Annotated in this window: 9 protein-coding genes; 3 read left to right on the forward strand and 6 right to left on the reverse strand. The window is 47.2% G+C overall.

Going from position 1 to position 14,325, the window contains the following annotated elements:
• The 3 genes from AXFE_RS19475 to AXFE_RS14095 all read right to left on the reverse strand — a co-directional run.
• Nucleotides 1–253, reverse strand: a 253-nt coding sequence (locus tag AXFE_RS19475; RefSeq protein WP_235347826.1) for a transposase, incomplete at its 3' end; no start/stop codon positions are given.
• Nucleotides 138–767, reverse strand: coding sequence for a transposase family protein (locus tag AXFE_RS21565; RefSeq protein WP_052606596.1), 630 nt, complete (start codon nucleotides 765–767; stop codon nucleotides 138–140). The genes AXFE_RS21565 and AXFE_RS19475, both read right to left, overlap by 116 nt.
• Before the next feature lie 202 nt (nucleotides 768–969).
• Nucleotides 970–1,818 carry a hypothetical protein gene (locus AXFE_RS14095; RefSeq protein WP_152626106.1) on the reverse strand — a complete coding sequence of 283 codons (849 nt, stop codon included), beginning with the start codon at nucleotides 1,816–1,818 and terminating at the stop codon, nucleotides 970–972.
• Nucleotides 1,819–2,253: 435 nt separating this feature from the next.
• Here AXFE_RS14095 and AXFE_RS14105 point away from each other — a divergent pair, with 435 nt between their 5' ends.
• Nucleotides 2,254–3,741: an APC family permease gene (locus AXFE_RS14105; RefSeq protein WP_052606599.1), complete on the forward strand. Its 1,488-nt coding sequence runs from the start codon at nucleotides 2,254–2,256 to the stop codon at nucleotides 3,739–3,741.
• 404 nt (nucleotides 3,742–4,145) lie between these two features.
• Nucleotides 4,146–4,976, forward strand: coding sequence for a hypothetical protein (locus tag AXFE_RS14110; protein WP_152626107.1), 831 nt, complete (start codon nucleotides 4,146–4,148; stop codon nucleotides 4,974–4,976).
• 233 nt (nucleotides 4,977–5,209) lie between these two features.
• Here AXFE_RS14110 and AXFE_RS14115 read toward each other — a convergent pair whose 3' ends face one another.
• The 3 genes from AXFE_RS14115 to AXFE_RS14130 all read right to left on the reverse strand — a co-directional run bounded on the left by AXFE_RS14115 (nucleotide 5,210) and on the right by AXFE_RS14130 (nucleotide 12,479).
• Nucleotides 5,210–6,676, reverse strand: coding sequence for a glutamate synthase subunit beta (locus AXFE_RS14115; RefSeq protein WP_052606601.1), 1,467 nt, complete (start codon nucleotides 6,674–6,676; stop codon nucleotides 5,210–5,212).
• A 221-nt stretch (nucleotides 6,677–6,897) separates the two neighbouring features.
• The gene (gene gltB / locus AXFE_RS14120; protein ID WP_082058777.1) at nucleotides 6,898–11,490 is read right to left on the reverse strand and encodes a glutamate synthase large subunit; all 4,593 of its coding nucleotides are present in this window, start codon (nucleotides 11,488–11,490) and stop codon (nucleotides 6,898–6,900) included.
• 584 nt (nucleotides 11,491–12,074) lie between these two features.
• Nucleotides 12,075–12,479, reverse strand: coding sequence for a hypothetical protein (locus AXFE_RS14130; RefSeq protein ID WP_052606603.1), 405 nt, complete (start codon nucleotides 12,477–12,479; stop codon nucleotides 12,075–12,077).
• A 259-nt stretch (nucleotides 12,480–12,738) separates the two neighbouring features.
• On the opposite strand from AXFE_RS14130, the gene AXFE_RS14135 reads away from it, so the two are divergent.
• Nucleotides 12,739–13,269, forward strand: coding sequence for a hypothetical protein (locus AXFE_RS14135; RefSeq protein WP_052606604.1), 531 nt, complete (start codon nucleotides 12,739–12,741; stop codon nucleotides 13,267–13,269).
• The last annotated feature ends 1,056 nt before the right edge of the window (nucleotides 13,270–14,325 follow it).

The following is a 14,325-nucleotide window of genomic DNA, read 5'->3' on the forward strand; positions in this document are numbered from 1 at the left end:
GGCCAGCTTGATCAGGTGAAATGGATCGGGCTACAAGGGTTGTCTTTGGCAGAGCCTTTCTAAATACGGCTTTGTAACCACCAGATAGATCGAGGGTTCCCCATTTAACTCCATCACGCCAGCTTTGTTCTTGACTTTCAATCCAAGCCTTTGGATTGGCTCCGCCTCGACCCGCTACAACATCTAAAGCTACACCACGTCTCACATCTAGAAATAGTTGTAGCCCAATTCTGTTTGTGATACTTACCTTCACGGTAGAACAAGACCTCGTCTAGTCCCAGAGCATCCACAGCACCAAAACGTGAAGGATCATCCACCAATGCAGCTCCATAGGCAACGACTGCGTCATTTATCGTATGCCAATCACAGCCAAGTTCCTTAGCCACACAAGAAACGCTACGACGCTGGGCTCCAACAGCATAAGTTGCCCATCTAGCCGCCCGATCACTTAGGCGAAGACGACTTGGAGCTATTTTTGGATCATCATCACTAAAAGACGGTTGGGGGCAGTGTTTGTTTGCACATCGCCATCTGTGCTTAGACCAAAAAAGAATAACCTTGCGACCAAAAGACGGTAGGTCTACAACCTCAACAACTCTGAGGCCATTATGGTGAACTTTGCCTTCACAAGTTGGACATTGCTTTTGTGAATTAGAACACTCAATGTGAACATGGAGCGGTTCACCAAGATTATCTTCAACGCCTATCAAATTAATATCAACTAAACCAACCAAGATTTTAGAAATTGCTTTATGATCTTTTTCCACAGGGGCTCTCCATCATGAGTTGTTCAAATCCCATTCTGGCAGAACCCCTGTACCACCTCCAAAGCGACTTTATAAAAATGAAACTTTAACCTCTAGCCACCGTTAAATCCGAAGTGCCACTTATTCTTGGCCGAGGAGGCCATATTGGATTTCATATCAAGTTTTTTACGACTTGTGTTTTACCTTTTAGGTCGCGGCTGTATTAGAGGCCCGTTGGTGGTATCGGTGATGTGGGGCCAGGGTAGCAAAGAGTTAGAGCCTTTGTCCCGAAAAGACTGTCTAGGATAGCTGGCGCCATCTGACCACAGGGAAATGTTACAAAGGTTTGGACGAAGGAAGCGCTTATATCCTGAACCCGCAATACAACCCCAATTGATCCGTCCTTGAAACATGCTGGCTTGGACGTTGTTTGACTTGAAACAGTATCAACGGCGAAGGATGGATCGGCGCTTGATATGGTTATCGTCGAGGCCGCTGCGCAACTCGAAGTCATTCCAGCTGCTATGGCAGCGTTGGTTATAGCGCTAGATTGTGGCGAAGTTGGATGAGTGACTCCACAAAGCGTTGCGAAACCGTTCTGCAGCGACGTGAGGGCGGAGACAAAATTAATTTTGGTTGGCGTGGATCCTTGGGCGCTGGGCGTGAACTTCAATTTGGTGAGCTGATCTAAGGCCGGAACTAGGGTTGGATCCTGCGTAATTGGCGCCTTATTCTTGAGCGTTGAGATATCAGCCAGATATAGGCTTTGTCCGCTACTTATTTGCGATGCGCTTTGTTGAGCAATTTGGGGTAACAGAAAATAGTCAGAGACCACTTGGAAATATGCCGAGCATAGCGGTGCTATGCCGGCACTATTTGGAGTAAGCGCCAAGGTGGACGAGGTCGTGGAAGTTGGAACTGTCAGTACCTGGGATTTGGTTGTGGAGCTATTGGATGGACTAGTTGAAGTGACAGCGGTGCCACAAGCGCTTGTGATCAAGAAGACGATCGTCAGCCCCACTAATACTAGCGGCTTCGCGTCTATGGATTTTCCTCCGGGCGATTTCGTCAAGGTAAGACCTACTTTTGGTTTTGTGTGAATCTTTTTCAAGAAGACGAGCCGATCAGAAAGACGTTCTGGCTACAAGGTTAGTTGAATGGTCCTTATCTTTCTTTAGACGATTTCGAAGTTTGAAAGATTCTTCGGATCGCCTGAGAGGTCAATATTTTGCGGAATCCTAAGTAAATGAGCTATTTTTATTCGTTTATTTCATCAATTTATCACAATTGTAACGAAAACAATAGAAAACCTCGGTTCGGAGTGATAATAATTACTAGGGGAAATTCGGGGGAAGAGACCTTATCGGTGACAAAATGGTTGTTTTTTCGATTTGATCTTTATGTTGTTGACTGCTTGGGTATTTTGACGGTTAGATGTCAATAAAACCGGTGGGTCGTTCCTCGCATTTTCCTGATTATGAAAATACTGATAAGGAGATCTAACTATATGTCGATGACAAAGGATCAGCCACCTGGAGGTGCCCCGGCAGGTTCCGGATCACCCTCCGAGATACATCTAAAGTCGAATGTGCTAACGCTTTTCGACTCCACGGCAGTAGCAGTTGCGAGCGTTGCCCCGGCCTATTCGATAGCCTCAACCATCGGCCTAGTGGTCGCCGCGGTGGGATTTACCTCGCCAGCGGTGATCTTGGTCAGCTTTGTCCCAGTTTTGGCTATTGCTTTTGCATATTATTACATGAATAAGCAAGATCCAAACTGTGGGGCCTCATACTCATGGGTTTCTAGAACCGTTAGCCCATACCTAGGTTGGGTAAATGGATGGGTTCAGGTCTGTGCCAGCGTTATCTTTTGTACCTCAGCATCGATCTTAATTGGGCAAAACACCCTTTCTTTCTTGAATACATTGGGCGTTGTCTCTTCAGCAACAGCTGGATCTATATATTGGACCGCACTGGTGGCGTCACTTTGGTTCATCCTGATTACCTGGATTTGCTTAGTTGGAATCAGGGCAACCGCTAACTTCCAGTGGGTCCTTGTGGCCATTGAATACGTCGCAGTAATTATCTTTTCGGTCCTCGCTGTGATAAAGGTTTTGGGTTCGCACCCAAAGGGATCCACTGGGTTTCATATTGCGTGGTTGAATCCGTTTGCTCTTCATGGAGTGAGCGGACTGGCCTCAGGTGCCGTTCTCGGCGTCTTCTTCTTCTGGGGTTGGGACACATCCGCGAACCTGAATGAAGAGAGCCAAGAGGCAAGTGAGAATCCTGGCCTCGCTGGAATCAATTCCATGTTCTTGTTGCTGATAGTCTTTTTGATTAACAATATTGCTATGCAGATGCTGGTTCCAAGTAGTGTCATTCAAAAGCAAGGTGGAAATGCACTTTATTACTTTGCACAGCAAGTTCTTCCGGCTCCGTGGAACTACATTATGCTTTTGGCAATTTTGACCTCTACCATTGCTACGACGCAGACCACATTGTTGCCTGCTTCGAGAATTACCTTGGCTATGGCTCGTGACAAAGTCTTTCCAAAGGTATTTGCTTCGATCAATAAGAATTGGCTTACCCCAGCTTACGGCACGATTATTTTGGCAGCGTTGGCGTTCGTAGGGATTTGGCTAACCACCTTTTCCTCTAGCGTAAATAACGTCTTTGGAAACCTGATCTCTCAAATTGGAATCCTGGTCGCCTTCTATTATGGAGTAACAGGAATCGCAAGTGCCTGGGCCTATCGCAAAGTTCTAACCCAGAAGGTTTCGCTTTTGATCTTCGCTGGAATTTTGCCGTTTCTAGGAGGGGTCTTCCTCTTGTGGATTGGCTATCAAGTGGTGGTGCAGGCTGGGTTTTCAGCATCGCTTCCTGTTCTGATTTCAATTGGACTTGGTATTCCGCTGGTTATTATTGCTCGATTTACCTCCAAGGGAGAGTACTTCAAGCAAAAGGCAGTCGCTTATGATATGTCGCTCTTTGAGTAACTCCTAAGGAGATTCTTCGCTAGCTACTTCTAGAGCAAGATTGAAATATTGCCCCAGTTGCCCATATGCGAGCGGTGAACTCTGAGTGCGAGTTTTATCTTTGATTTAGATGAGATGGTTGGTGAAAGATTTTCACCGGCCATCTCATCTATTTGTTGGCGACATGTTTTCAAAGTTCAATAGCGGGGTTCAATAGCGTGTGAATTGAAAAGCAAGGTAAATGGCCCAAAGCAAAATCCGAGCCATAGGTTGGCGTGGATCCTTGGGATCTCTCATCAAGGATGAGAGATTATGTAGCTGTGTACTTTAGCTCTATTGGCAATTGGTCATATAGATTTAAGTACGATTAGGCTCTTGGGTAACCAGGGTCATCATATCTTGGGGATCTAGGAGATACCGTGTCGATGACCACGGAGACAGTGGTGATAAAGGGGCGACATCTAGGCGTTCGGGGAGTTTTACTCTTAGTGACATTGGCTATAGGGTTGGTCTTTGGCTCATCGCGCCCTGTGGGTGAGAGTTACACCTTTAAATTTGCAAATCCCACCAAGAATCACTCGATCTCTTTGGTCACTTGGAATATCTGCGTAGCAGGTAATAAAAATGCTCGATATCCCTTAGATGAGTTCCCCCTCAACTTCAACCAGAATGCTTTGGTAAATACCAAGGCGTGCAATCAGGCAATGTTGAGGGAGATCAATAAGCGACACCTTGCCGAGGGATTTTCACCGATAGTCCTTCCCCTCAGTTATGGGCGTCTCTCCCCAGCGATGCAGGTTTTGGTGATAGTAAACGCTGAAAGAACTAGTCGAGGCTTACCACCATATGTCGGAGTAACAACTGCATTGATGTCAGATTCATTGATTGGCGCTAAGAGCGGCAAAGACCCGAATCCATCGAATGCCGATGGAAACTGGATTCAGTTCAATAGCATTTGGGCTGGCAGTTACCAAAACGTTTTGATGGCTGACTACGATTGGATGTATAACGACGGTTGGGCGGGTAGCTCAAATAATACAATCAATATCGACTGTCACTCGCCATCGGGGCGTGGTTGTTGGGGCCACCGCGAAGGTATTTTGGCGAACTACCCCGTAATCAGCAACTCGGAGCTAGTGGCTGGTGCGGCAGTGGTTACAAATGGACCTTCTTCGTTGGCGACTCCATCGATCGCTGCAGCTTTTGAAGAGATTCAAGGTCCGATAAGAATTGCCAAGGCACTCCCTAATCCTTGATCTTGTCTCAATCCTTGATTTTGGCCTATGGCTAAAATGCGCCCTGGTCCTAATCGATCAAATTGTGTTTTTCAGGTTTGAATAAGTCATAGCCCCTAGAAGTTGAAGATAACGACCTGGGATTTGATGACCCAGGTCGCAAAGGTGATTGATCTTTAGATCGGCCATCACTGCTAGGGCAAAAGGCTCGAAATAATACGGATGAGTCCCGATAATGAGCTGATATGGCTTAACTAGATTGTCATTGAAAAAGATTTAGTCTCGATCGGTGAGGGTAAATCCGTCGTTCCCATTAGGTAAGTATCGATGGCGCTTGCTGACGATCGACCTTCTGCTATTGCCCAAACTATTAGCGATTGTCCACGGCGTGCATCTCCAGCCGCAAAGATCTTTTCCTTGGAGGTCATCCAATTCTGGTCGGTTGCTATGGAACCACGTTCATTGATCTCTACCCCAAATTGATTAACGAGAGTCTTAGATGCTGCGCCCACAAAGCCCATGGCTAAAAAGACGAGATCGCAATCGATTATAAATTCTGATCCTTCGATCTTTTCAAAAGAGAATCCGCGTTCGGTGCGCACCATTTCGATTTTATGGGCGGAAATTCCCTTTAGATTGGCGTTTTCATCACCGAGAAATTCTTCGGTGTTGATCGCATAGTCGCGCACTCCGCCCTCTTCGTGGGCCGAAGAGACCCTATATGTCATAGGATAGGTGGGCCATGGATTCGCCTGCGGACGCTCGATGGGCGGTCGCGGCATAATCTCGATCTGCATTACGCTCGCTGCCCCCTGGCGATGTGCGGTACCTAGGCAGTCGGCTCCAGTGTCACCACCCCCGATGATCACCACCTTCTTACCCTTAGCGGAGACAGGTGATTCATCGATGTCGCCCTCTTGAAGACGGTTAGCCCATGGTAGGTAGTCCATCGCCTGATATATTCCCTTTAGGTTCCGCCCAGATACGTTTAGATCTCGAGGAATCTCTGATCCAATCGTTAAAAGTATGGCATCGAAGTTGGCCTCTAGATCGGGACCCGAGATATCCCTTCCAACCTCGATATTGGTTAAGAAATGGGTCCCCTCTTCTCGCATTTGATTTAATCGACGATCCAAGATAGCTTTTTCCATCTTGAACTCTGGGATACCATATCGAAGAAGGCCGCCGAGGCGATCTGCCTTCTCAAAGACCGTAACTTCATGGCCTGCTCTGGTAAGTTGTTGAGCTGCAGCTAAACCGGATGGACCAGAGCCAATAACGGCGATTCGCTTGCCGGTTTGGCTTTTAGGGATTATCGGCGTTACAAGGTCCAAAGCGAAGGCATGTTCTATAATCTCTCGCTCGACGAGCTTGATAGCAACTGGCTCGTTGGAGATACCTACCACGCATGCGGTTTCACACGGGGCGGGACATAGTCTTCCGGTGAACTCAGGGAAGTTGTTGGTGGCATGAAGTCGATTGATTGCTTCCCTCCACTCTTTTCGATAGGTAAGGTCATTCCACTCCGGAATGATATTTCCAAGTGGGCAACCTTGGTGGCAAAATGGAATTCCGCAATCCATGCACCGTGCAGCTTGGTCATTTAATTCCGAGTCGCTAAAGGGTAGGTAGACCTCCTTCCAGTCGGCGATGCGAAGTTCTGGCGGTCGTCGCTTTGGACCGCTTCTTTGAAACTTTATAAATCCACGGGGGTCAGCCATCTAGATCGTTCTCCTAGTTTGAGTTGGCGTTCGTAAAAACTTGACTCTTCTTTGAATCGGTTTATGTATTTGTAGAAATCTTAAGTACGTGATGAAGTGGGGATTTTGCCATTTTCAAGATCCCATGATCTCTTTTTAGTCTTTTGTTTGCCGATGGCTAACCAAAAGATTGACTCTAGGGTGGTTTTCGTCGTTATTGAAAACCACCCTAGAGCCTTTTATTAGATTCGCTTTGTTTGGGCGAGTTCGCGCCTCTTGGCAAGAACAGCTGCTTTGTAGTCTCTTGGGAAGACCTTTATGAACTTTTCTACCTCTTGGTTGAAGTGTTCGAGAATGAATCTGGCTCTGTTTGACTCAGTAGCATCTAGATGTTCGGCAAGGATATTTCGAAGCCAAAGTCGATCTTCATCCTCTAGCGGGTCTAAATCTACCAACTCTGTATTTACGAGTTCTGAGAATTTCCTATTTGGATCCCAAACAAAAGCCTCGCCGCCAGACATTCCGGCTCCGAAGTTTCGACCGGTTGGCCCGATCACGACCACTTTTCCTCCGGTCATATATTCACAACCGTGGTCTCCGATTCCCTCAACAACAGCGATAGCTCCGGAATTTCGTACTCCGAATCGCTCACCGACTATACCCCGTAGAAATACCTTGCCTGAAGTTGCTCCGTAGAGAATGACGTTGCCAGCGATGATGTTCTCTTCGGCGACAAAGATTGCGCAAGGATCGGGACGAACAACTATTCGTCCACCCGAGAGACCCTTTCCGACGTAGTCGTTGGCATCTCCTATCAAGGTCAAACTTACACCCTTGGGAACGAAGGCCCCGAAGCTTTGGCCAGCTGAACCGTTGAAGGTGAGATCTATGGTTCCATCAGGAAGTCCCTCAGCAGCGAATTTTGAGGTGAGTTCGTACCCGAGCATAGTGCCTACGCTACGGTTGACATTTTTAATTTCAAACGTCGCCTTCACCGGTGTTTTATTGGTAAGGGCTGGCTCTGAGATCTCGATCAGTTGGTTATCTAACGCAAGGTCGAGGTTGTGGTTTTGTTTGATTGAATTTTTTCTAGGAGGGTTCGAAGCGAGGTGGTCGGTATTTAGGATTGGCTCCAAGTCGAGGCCTTGTGCTTTCCAATGGTTTATCGCGTCGGTAGAGTCTAGGAGTTCGACCATTCCGATCGCCTCGTCAATGGTGCGAAAGCCAAGCTCCGAAAGGTAACTTCGGACCTGTTGTGCGATGTATTCGAAGAACGTTACGACAAATTCAGGAGTACCGGTGAACTTCTCTCGAAGTTGCGGATTTTGGGTGGCTATCCCAACTGGGCAGGTATCAAGATGGCAGACGCGCATCATAATGCAGCCCGATACGACCAGGGGTGCCGAAGCAAAGCCGAACTCTTCGGCTCCTAGAAGAGCAGCGATCACTACATCTCGGCCGGTCTTCAGCTGGCCATCGACTTGTACGACGATTCGATCTCGAAGGCCGTTAGCTATTAAGGTCTGCTGGGTCTCAGCTAGACCAATCTCCCAAGGGATTCCGGCATGCTTTAGCGATGTAAGTGGTGAAGCTCCTGTACCTCCATCGTGACCAGATATCAAAACAACATCCGAATGAGCTTTAGCTACTCCAGCTGCTACCGTTCCAACACCTACTTCGGCTACCAGTTTTACGTGGATTCGCGCCTTTGGGTTCGCATTTTTTAGGTCGTAGATAAGTTGAGCTAGATCTTCAATTGAGTAGATATCGTGGTGTGGCGGTGGCGAGATCAATCCCACTCCCGCAGTCGAATTTCGAGTCTTTGCAATCCAAGGGTAGACCTTGTCTCCTGGCAACTGTCCGCCCTCACCAGGTTTGGCACCTTGAGCCATTTTGATCTGAATATCGGTGGCGCTAGCTAGATATTCGCTGGTAACGCCAAAACGACCTGAGGCAACCTGCTTGATAGCAGACTTGCGAGAGTCTCCGTTGGCGTCAGGGGTATAGCGATCGGAGTCTTCTCCACCTTCACCGGTATTGGATTTGCCACCGAGGCGATTCATCGCGATAGCTAGGGTCTCATGTGCCTCTTTGGAGATGGATCCATAGGACATCGCTCCGGTTGAAAATCGTTTTACGATCTCAGAGATAGGTTCGACTTCGTCGATATCGACTGGGGGGCGTGCTCCAGTTTTGAATTTGAGAAGTCCTCGAATGGTCGCTAAATGTCGTGATTGGTCGTCGATAAGACGTGAGTAGTCAGAGAAGATGTCGAAGCGCTTATTGCGAGTTGCATGTTGCAACTTGAAGACCGTTTCAGGATTGAAAAGGTGATACTCGCCTTCACGTCTCCATTGATATTCACCCCCAATGGGGAGGTCTCGATAGGCTAATTCAGCCTCGCGATCGAGATATGCAACATGGTGGCGAGCTGCCACCTCCTTGGCTACCTCTTCAATTCCAATACCCTCAATTCGAGATGGGGTGCCTTCGAAATATTCCTTTATGAAGGCCGAGGAGAGACCAATCGCCTCAAAGACCTGAGCTCCTGTGTAGGATGCCACAGTAGAGATGCCCATCTTGGACATGACCTTGAGTACGCCTTTGGCCGCCGCTTTGATGTAGTTGTGAGTTGCTCGATGTGGAGATATGTCCGAGAGGGTTCCTTCTCTAATCATGTCAACGATCGAGTCAAAGGCGAGGTATGGGTTTATTGCCGCAGCGCCGAAGCCAATGAGTAGGGCCATGTGATGGACTTCGCGAGCCTCTCCGGTCTCCACGATCAAAGCAACTGCAGTTCGACGCTTTGTACGAATTAGATGGTGATGAACTGCCGATGTAAGCAAAAGGGCAGGAATTGGAGCTAGGTCTTTGTCGGCATGTCGATCCGAAAGGATGAAGATATTCGCGCCGTCGTTGATGGCCTGAGTGACCTCTTCTCGTATTGCGGCTAGCGAACGTTCCATAGCGGCGCCCCCACCTGAGACCTCATAGAGACCGTCGATGACTTTGGTTGAAAACCCTTCAGCGCCACCTTCTTCGTCGATATACATAAGCTTGGCGAGCTCGTCGTTGTCGATGATTGGATATTTTAGTGAGATTTGATGCACTGATCGAGGGGTTGGCTCCAAAAGGTTGGCTTCTGGCCCAACGGTTCCTGAAAGTGACGTTACGAGTTCTTCTCGAATGGCATCCAATGGAGGATTGGTAACTTGGGCGAAGAGCTGCGTGAAGTAGTCATAAAGCATACGAGGTCGATCTGATAAGACCGCAATTGGGGTATCAGAACCCATGGATCCGACCGCCTCAAGGCCATTTTTTGCCATTGGGGCAATTAGAATTCGCAGCTCTTCATTGGTGTAACCAAAGAGGCGTTGATGTGTTACTATTCGTGAGTGCTGAGGAACCAACATGTGGCGTGGCGGTAGGTCATCAAGCTTGACAAGATTTTCATCGAGCCACTTTTGATAGGGGTGTTGGCTAGCTAATTCGGACTTTATCTCTTCATCGGAGATGATTCGGCCTCGGACGGTGTCGACCAGAAACATCTTGCCGGGTTGTAGACGTCCCTTTTGGATGATAGATCCTGGATTGATATCGAGAACTCCGACTTCGCTTGCCATGATAACAAGATCGTTATTGGTAACCCAATAACGCGAGGGTCGCAATCCATTTCGATCTAATACAGCGCCGACGACACTACCGTCTGTAAATGCTATAGAAGCCGGCCCATCCCATGGCTCCATGAGGCAAGAGTGGTAGGCGTAGAATGCTCTCTTGGCGGGATCCATCGTCTTATGGTTTTCCCAAGCTTCTGGTATCATCATCAAAACAGCATGAGGAAGCGACCTGCCTCCGAGATTGAGCAGTTCAAGAACTTCGTCGAAGGAGGCTGAGTCAGATGCGCCTGGTGTGGCGATCGGAAAGATGCGTGACAGGTCATCGCCAAATAGATCCGACTGCAGAAGACTTTCTCGTGCTCTCATCCAGTTTCGGTTGCCCTTTAGGGTGTTTATTTCACCATTGTGTGCAATCATGCGATAGGGATGCGCTAAGGACCAGGACGGGAAGGTGTTGGTTGAAAATCGTGAATGAACAAGTGCCAACGCCGATTCTAGGCGTGGATCTCTCAGGTCAACGAAGTATTCACTGACCTGTGGCGTTGTGAGCATTCCTTTATATACAAAGGTGCGAGTCGACAGGGATGGAAAGTAAATATCTTCTATAGAGTGCTCGGCTCTTTTTCTAAATACAAAAGCACTTCTTTCAAGGTCGATGCCCTCTAGCTCCATTGCGGCACCGGTGATAAAGATCTGCTCTATATGTGGCTCTGCCATGAGCGCGCCAGCACCCAGGCTTGAATTGTCGATTGGAACTTCTCGCCATCCAATTATTGTCAAATCTTCGGAGGCGGCAAGCTTTGCGAGTTGATCTTTGACGACACTGGGATCTGTCTCTTTTGGAAAAAATATCTGTCCGGTAGCGTATCTTCCAACTCTTGGAAGGTCAAAATCAACCACTTCTCTAAAGAATGAATCGGGTATTTGGATGAGAATGCCGGCTCCGTCGCCGGTGTCGGGTTCTGCACCCGATGCTCCTCGATGCTCTAAGTTGGCCAGAGCGGTCAGACCCATTTTGATGATTTGGTTTGACCGCACGCCTTTGATATTCACGACGAAGGCGACGCCGCATGCGTCGTGTTCAAAGTCAGGTGAGTAAAGTGTTTTGCTCAGATTGATCCGAGGATCTAAGTTCTGTTCCAAATGAATTGCTCCCAGGTGTGCAGTTGGCTTCGTAAATACGTTATAGCGCGCTGTAATTTGCCGGGACTTCATTGGCCCAAAGTATGTGGCTAGTAATCTTATCGCCTATGATCTCATCTTCGGTCTAATCATCGATGCAGAGGGTTTGAGTCTTTGCTTAGTCCGCTAGTTATGGTTGATCCCGGGTCGTTCTGCGCTAGTTTTTGTTTAGTTTAGTTTTTGATTTCTCTTCAAGGCTTGTTTGCCCACCAAAAGTTCCATGCTTGAGGTTTGGTCGATTCGATGATTAGAGATGATGATCCATGGACTTTTGGCCTTCATTTTAAGGAAAAGTAGCTGAAGTCGTTTAGGTCTGTTTGGTCTTTTCCTTGATTGATTGCGCTTATGTATGGCTTCATAGTTTGCATTGCCTAAAAGTTTAAGTGATGATCTCATCAAGCCTTTGAGCTGATGGTTTGTCTTACTCATGGTCAAACTCATGGTCAAACTGGGCTAGCCCAGTTTGACCCTAGTGTTCTAGCAAAGCGATTATTTGCCTTTGGAAACTTTGACCCCATCCAAATTCTATTGATCGGGATTTAGGGAAGTGGTTGCCTTGAAGGCTAAGGATGGTGATGTTTTGTTCGCAATTGGTGGTCGGTCATCTTTTATTGGCGCTATCCAGCTAAAAAGACACCGAGGATTAGAGTGATTGCGGCTGAAGTTCCCGAGATAGAGCCCCAAAGCGCGGCTTTTGCGGGTGTTTTGGCTTTGGTGTGGACGTAAGCAGATATGCCCGAAATGGCCACCACTGTCAATTTAATTCCCAGTATTACCTTCCAAGGCGTTGTAGTGTGGTTCATATTAAAGGTCGCGACGTTCCAAAACCCTGTAATTATTAGCACACCATAGGCGGGCCATGAGATGCGTGAAAAGGCCTTTGCTGCTATATTTGCGACGCCCTCTCCTGCTCCCCGGAGGCTCGGCACCAATCCTGCCAAGGTAAATTGTCCACCGACCCAGATTGTGGCCGCTAGGACGTGTAACGATAGCCGAATTCCATCTAATGCAGATGCAAGCACAGGTGATCTCCAAAGTTTCTAATTGAACCATAATTGACGGTTAGTAATTGAGCTTATGGCGCTTGCTCGCTTTTAGCTACTTTTTGTAGCCATTAGCCATAGAGGCTATCTCCTTGGGGTGGGATGCCTTAGGATTGAGTTAGGGTGTTTTTTCTTGATTGGTGTCTCCATAAAGCCTGACATCTGAGTTATTTTTTACCAAGATAACGCAAAAGAGAAGGTAATTGGCTATCGGACTTTCCATTCAGGGAGAATTGGCTTGAATGGCTTTGTCCGTACTATTTTGGTGAAGGTGAGCAACCCGAGTGACTTGAACGATTCATATTTGAATGGTTGCATCGACAAAGAGAACACCGATAAGGGCCGACCCCCTTACGGCAGCGTCACCGCGGCCCTATTCTTCTTTCCCGGACTATCTTCTCCAGCAGATCGTTTTGAATTCGAAACCCTTTCATCGGTCTCTATCGCGCTAGATCGCATAGACGTTACATCAATAGCCGTCTTGGTTGGACCAGCCAAAGAGGGGTACGACTTTCCCAATTCGTCTTATGGCTTATTTTTAGATCCCGATGGAGCATTGTGCCACGCTATGGCCGTCTCGAGGGGAACAAATCCATATGGAGACCTTTGTTTTCGCTCGGGTGTTGCTTTGGATATTGACTCCCAGGTTGTCTTTCGAATGCGGATTTTAGATGTCTTTGTGGATCCATGGCGACTATGTAGAATGATTGCCTTTAGAAATGCTCAAGCCTTGGCCATGGAAACCCAAAGTATCGGGGGTGGTTCTTAGTTGTGAGCTTTCACTTGGGTTGAATGGCTGATTCTATTTGTTCTATTTACAAGGTCGCGATCACTAGGAGTTGGAACTTTCACTTTATGAGGTGCGCGGTCTTTGAATTTTAGGTTTAAATCGTCACGTAGGCCCAGATGCAGATGACTATCATAAGAGTGGGGACCTCCAAGAGGCCTATGAAACCTCCTGATTCGACCCACCTCTAATCAGTTTTCGCGCTGGAGGTGAATTGGTTAGCTTTGTGTGCCATGAGCGTGCCACAAAGGGCACCTCAGGCGGGATTGCAATAGATACGAGGAATCTGATCGATCATATGTAATAGCTATTGAATGGCATCAAATGGCTATTTAAACTCTTCGAGATGGCAATAGTAAGAGATTACTTTGGGGTAAAGTTAGAGGTGTAAGCCACCAATTTATTAAAGCTTTTCGATCGTCGAATTTATTTTGATATCCATGGGGCATGGCCGTCGATTCAATTAGTTATCAATGTGAGCTGGTACTTTTATGAATTGGGAGGCATATGAGGACGTGATTCAATTGGCTCACTACAAGGATTGCTTTGGTTCGTCCTCGCGTTTTTATGTGGTTTTGCCTTTAGGATTAGCACTTTTTCCCCTTTGTGAGGAATGGCCTATGAGAAGGGCACATTGGAATGATACGGTGATCTTAGTTTGGTTTTGGCAAGTGACGCCTGGGCTAAAGATCAGATAAGCAATTGTCCCAATATGGCTCCAAGGGAGTCTATTTTCTTTGGTGATATTCATTTGAGATTTATGTTTATATCCGTAAAAAAGATATAATAATTTTCATAATGACCAGGCAAAGGCGTTATTTGGCTGGCAACTGTCGAGATATAAGGCGAAAGAATAATTTTTAATTTATTTTTAACTCAAAGATCTCATTCAATTTTAATTATTTCTCGTTTTTGCTCAATTTTAGTATTTTCGATGCCGATAAAACTATAGATTCGGGAACGGGCGGTGGAAATCCAAAAAACCCCTTCGAGGAGTTTTGTTGTCGACTGGATTTGTGGGTCAAGAGCTCTCTGAGA

The organism is Acidithrix ferrooxidans (genome assembly GCF_000949295.1).
Lineage (GTDB): Bacteria > Actinomycetota > Acidimicrobiia > Acidimicrobiales > Acidimicrobiaceae > Acidithrix > Acidithrix ferrooxidans.

Bases quoted from the DNA above. Each gene is read 5' to 3' on its own strand.
- AXFE_RS14105 (WP_052606599.1), top strand. From the start codon at position 2,254: ATGTCGATGACAAAGGATCAGCCACCTGGAGGTGCCCCGGCAGGTTCC.
- AXFE_RS14110 (WP_152626107.1), top strand. From the start codon at position 4,146: ATGACCACGGAGACAGTGGTGATAAAGGGGCGACATCTAGGCGTTCGG.
- AXFE_RS14115 (WP_052606601.1), bottom strand. From the start codon at position 6,676: ATGGCTGACCCCCGTGGATTTATAAAGTTTCAAAGAAGCGGTCCAAAG.
- gltB (WP_082058777.1), bottom strand. From the start codon at position 11,490: ATGAAGTCCCGGCAAATTACAGCGCGCTATAACGTATTTACGAAGCCA.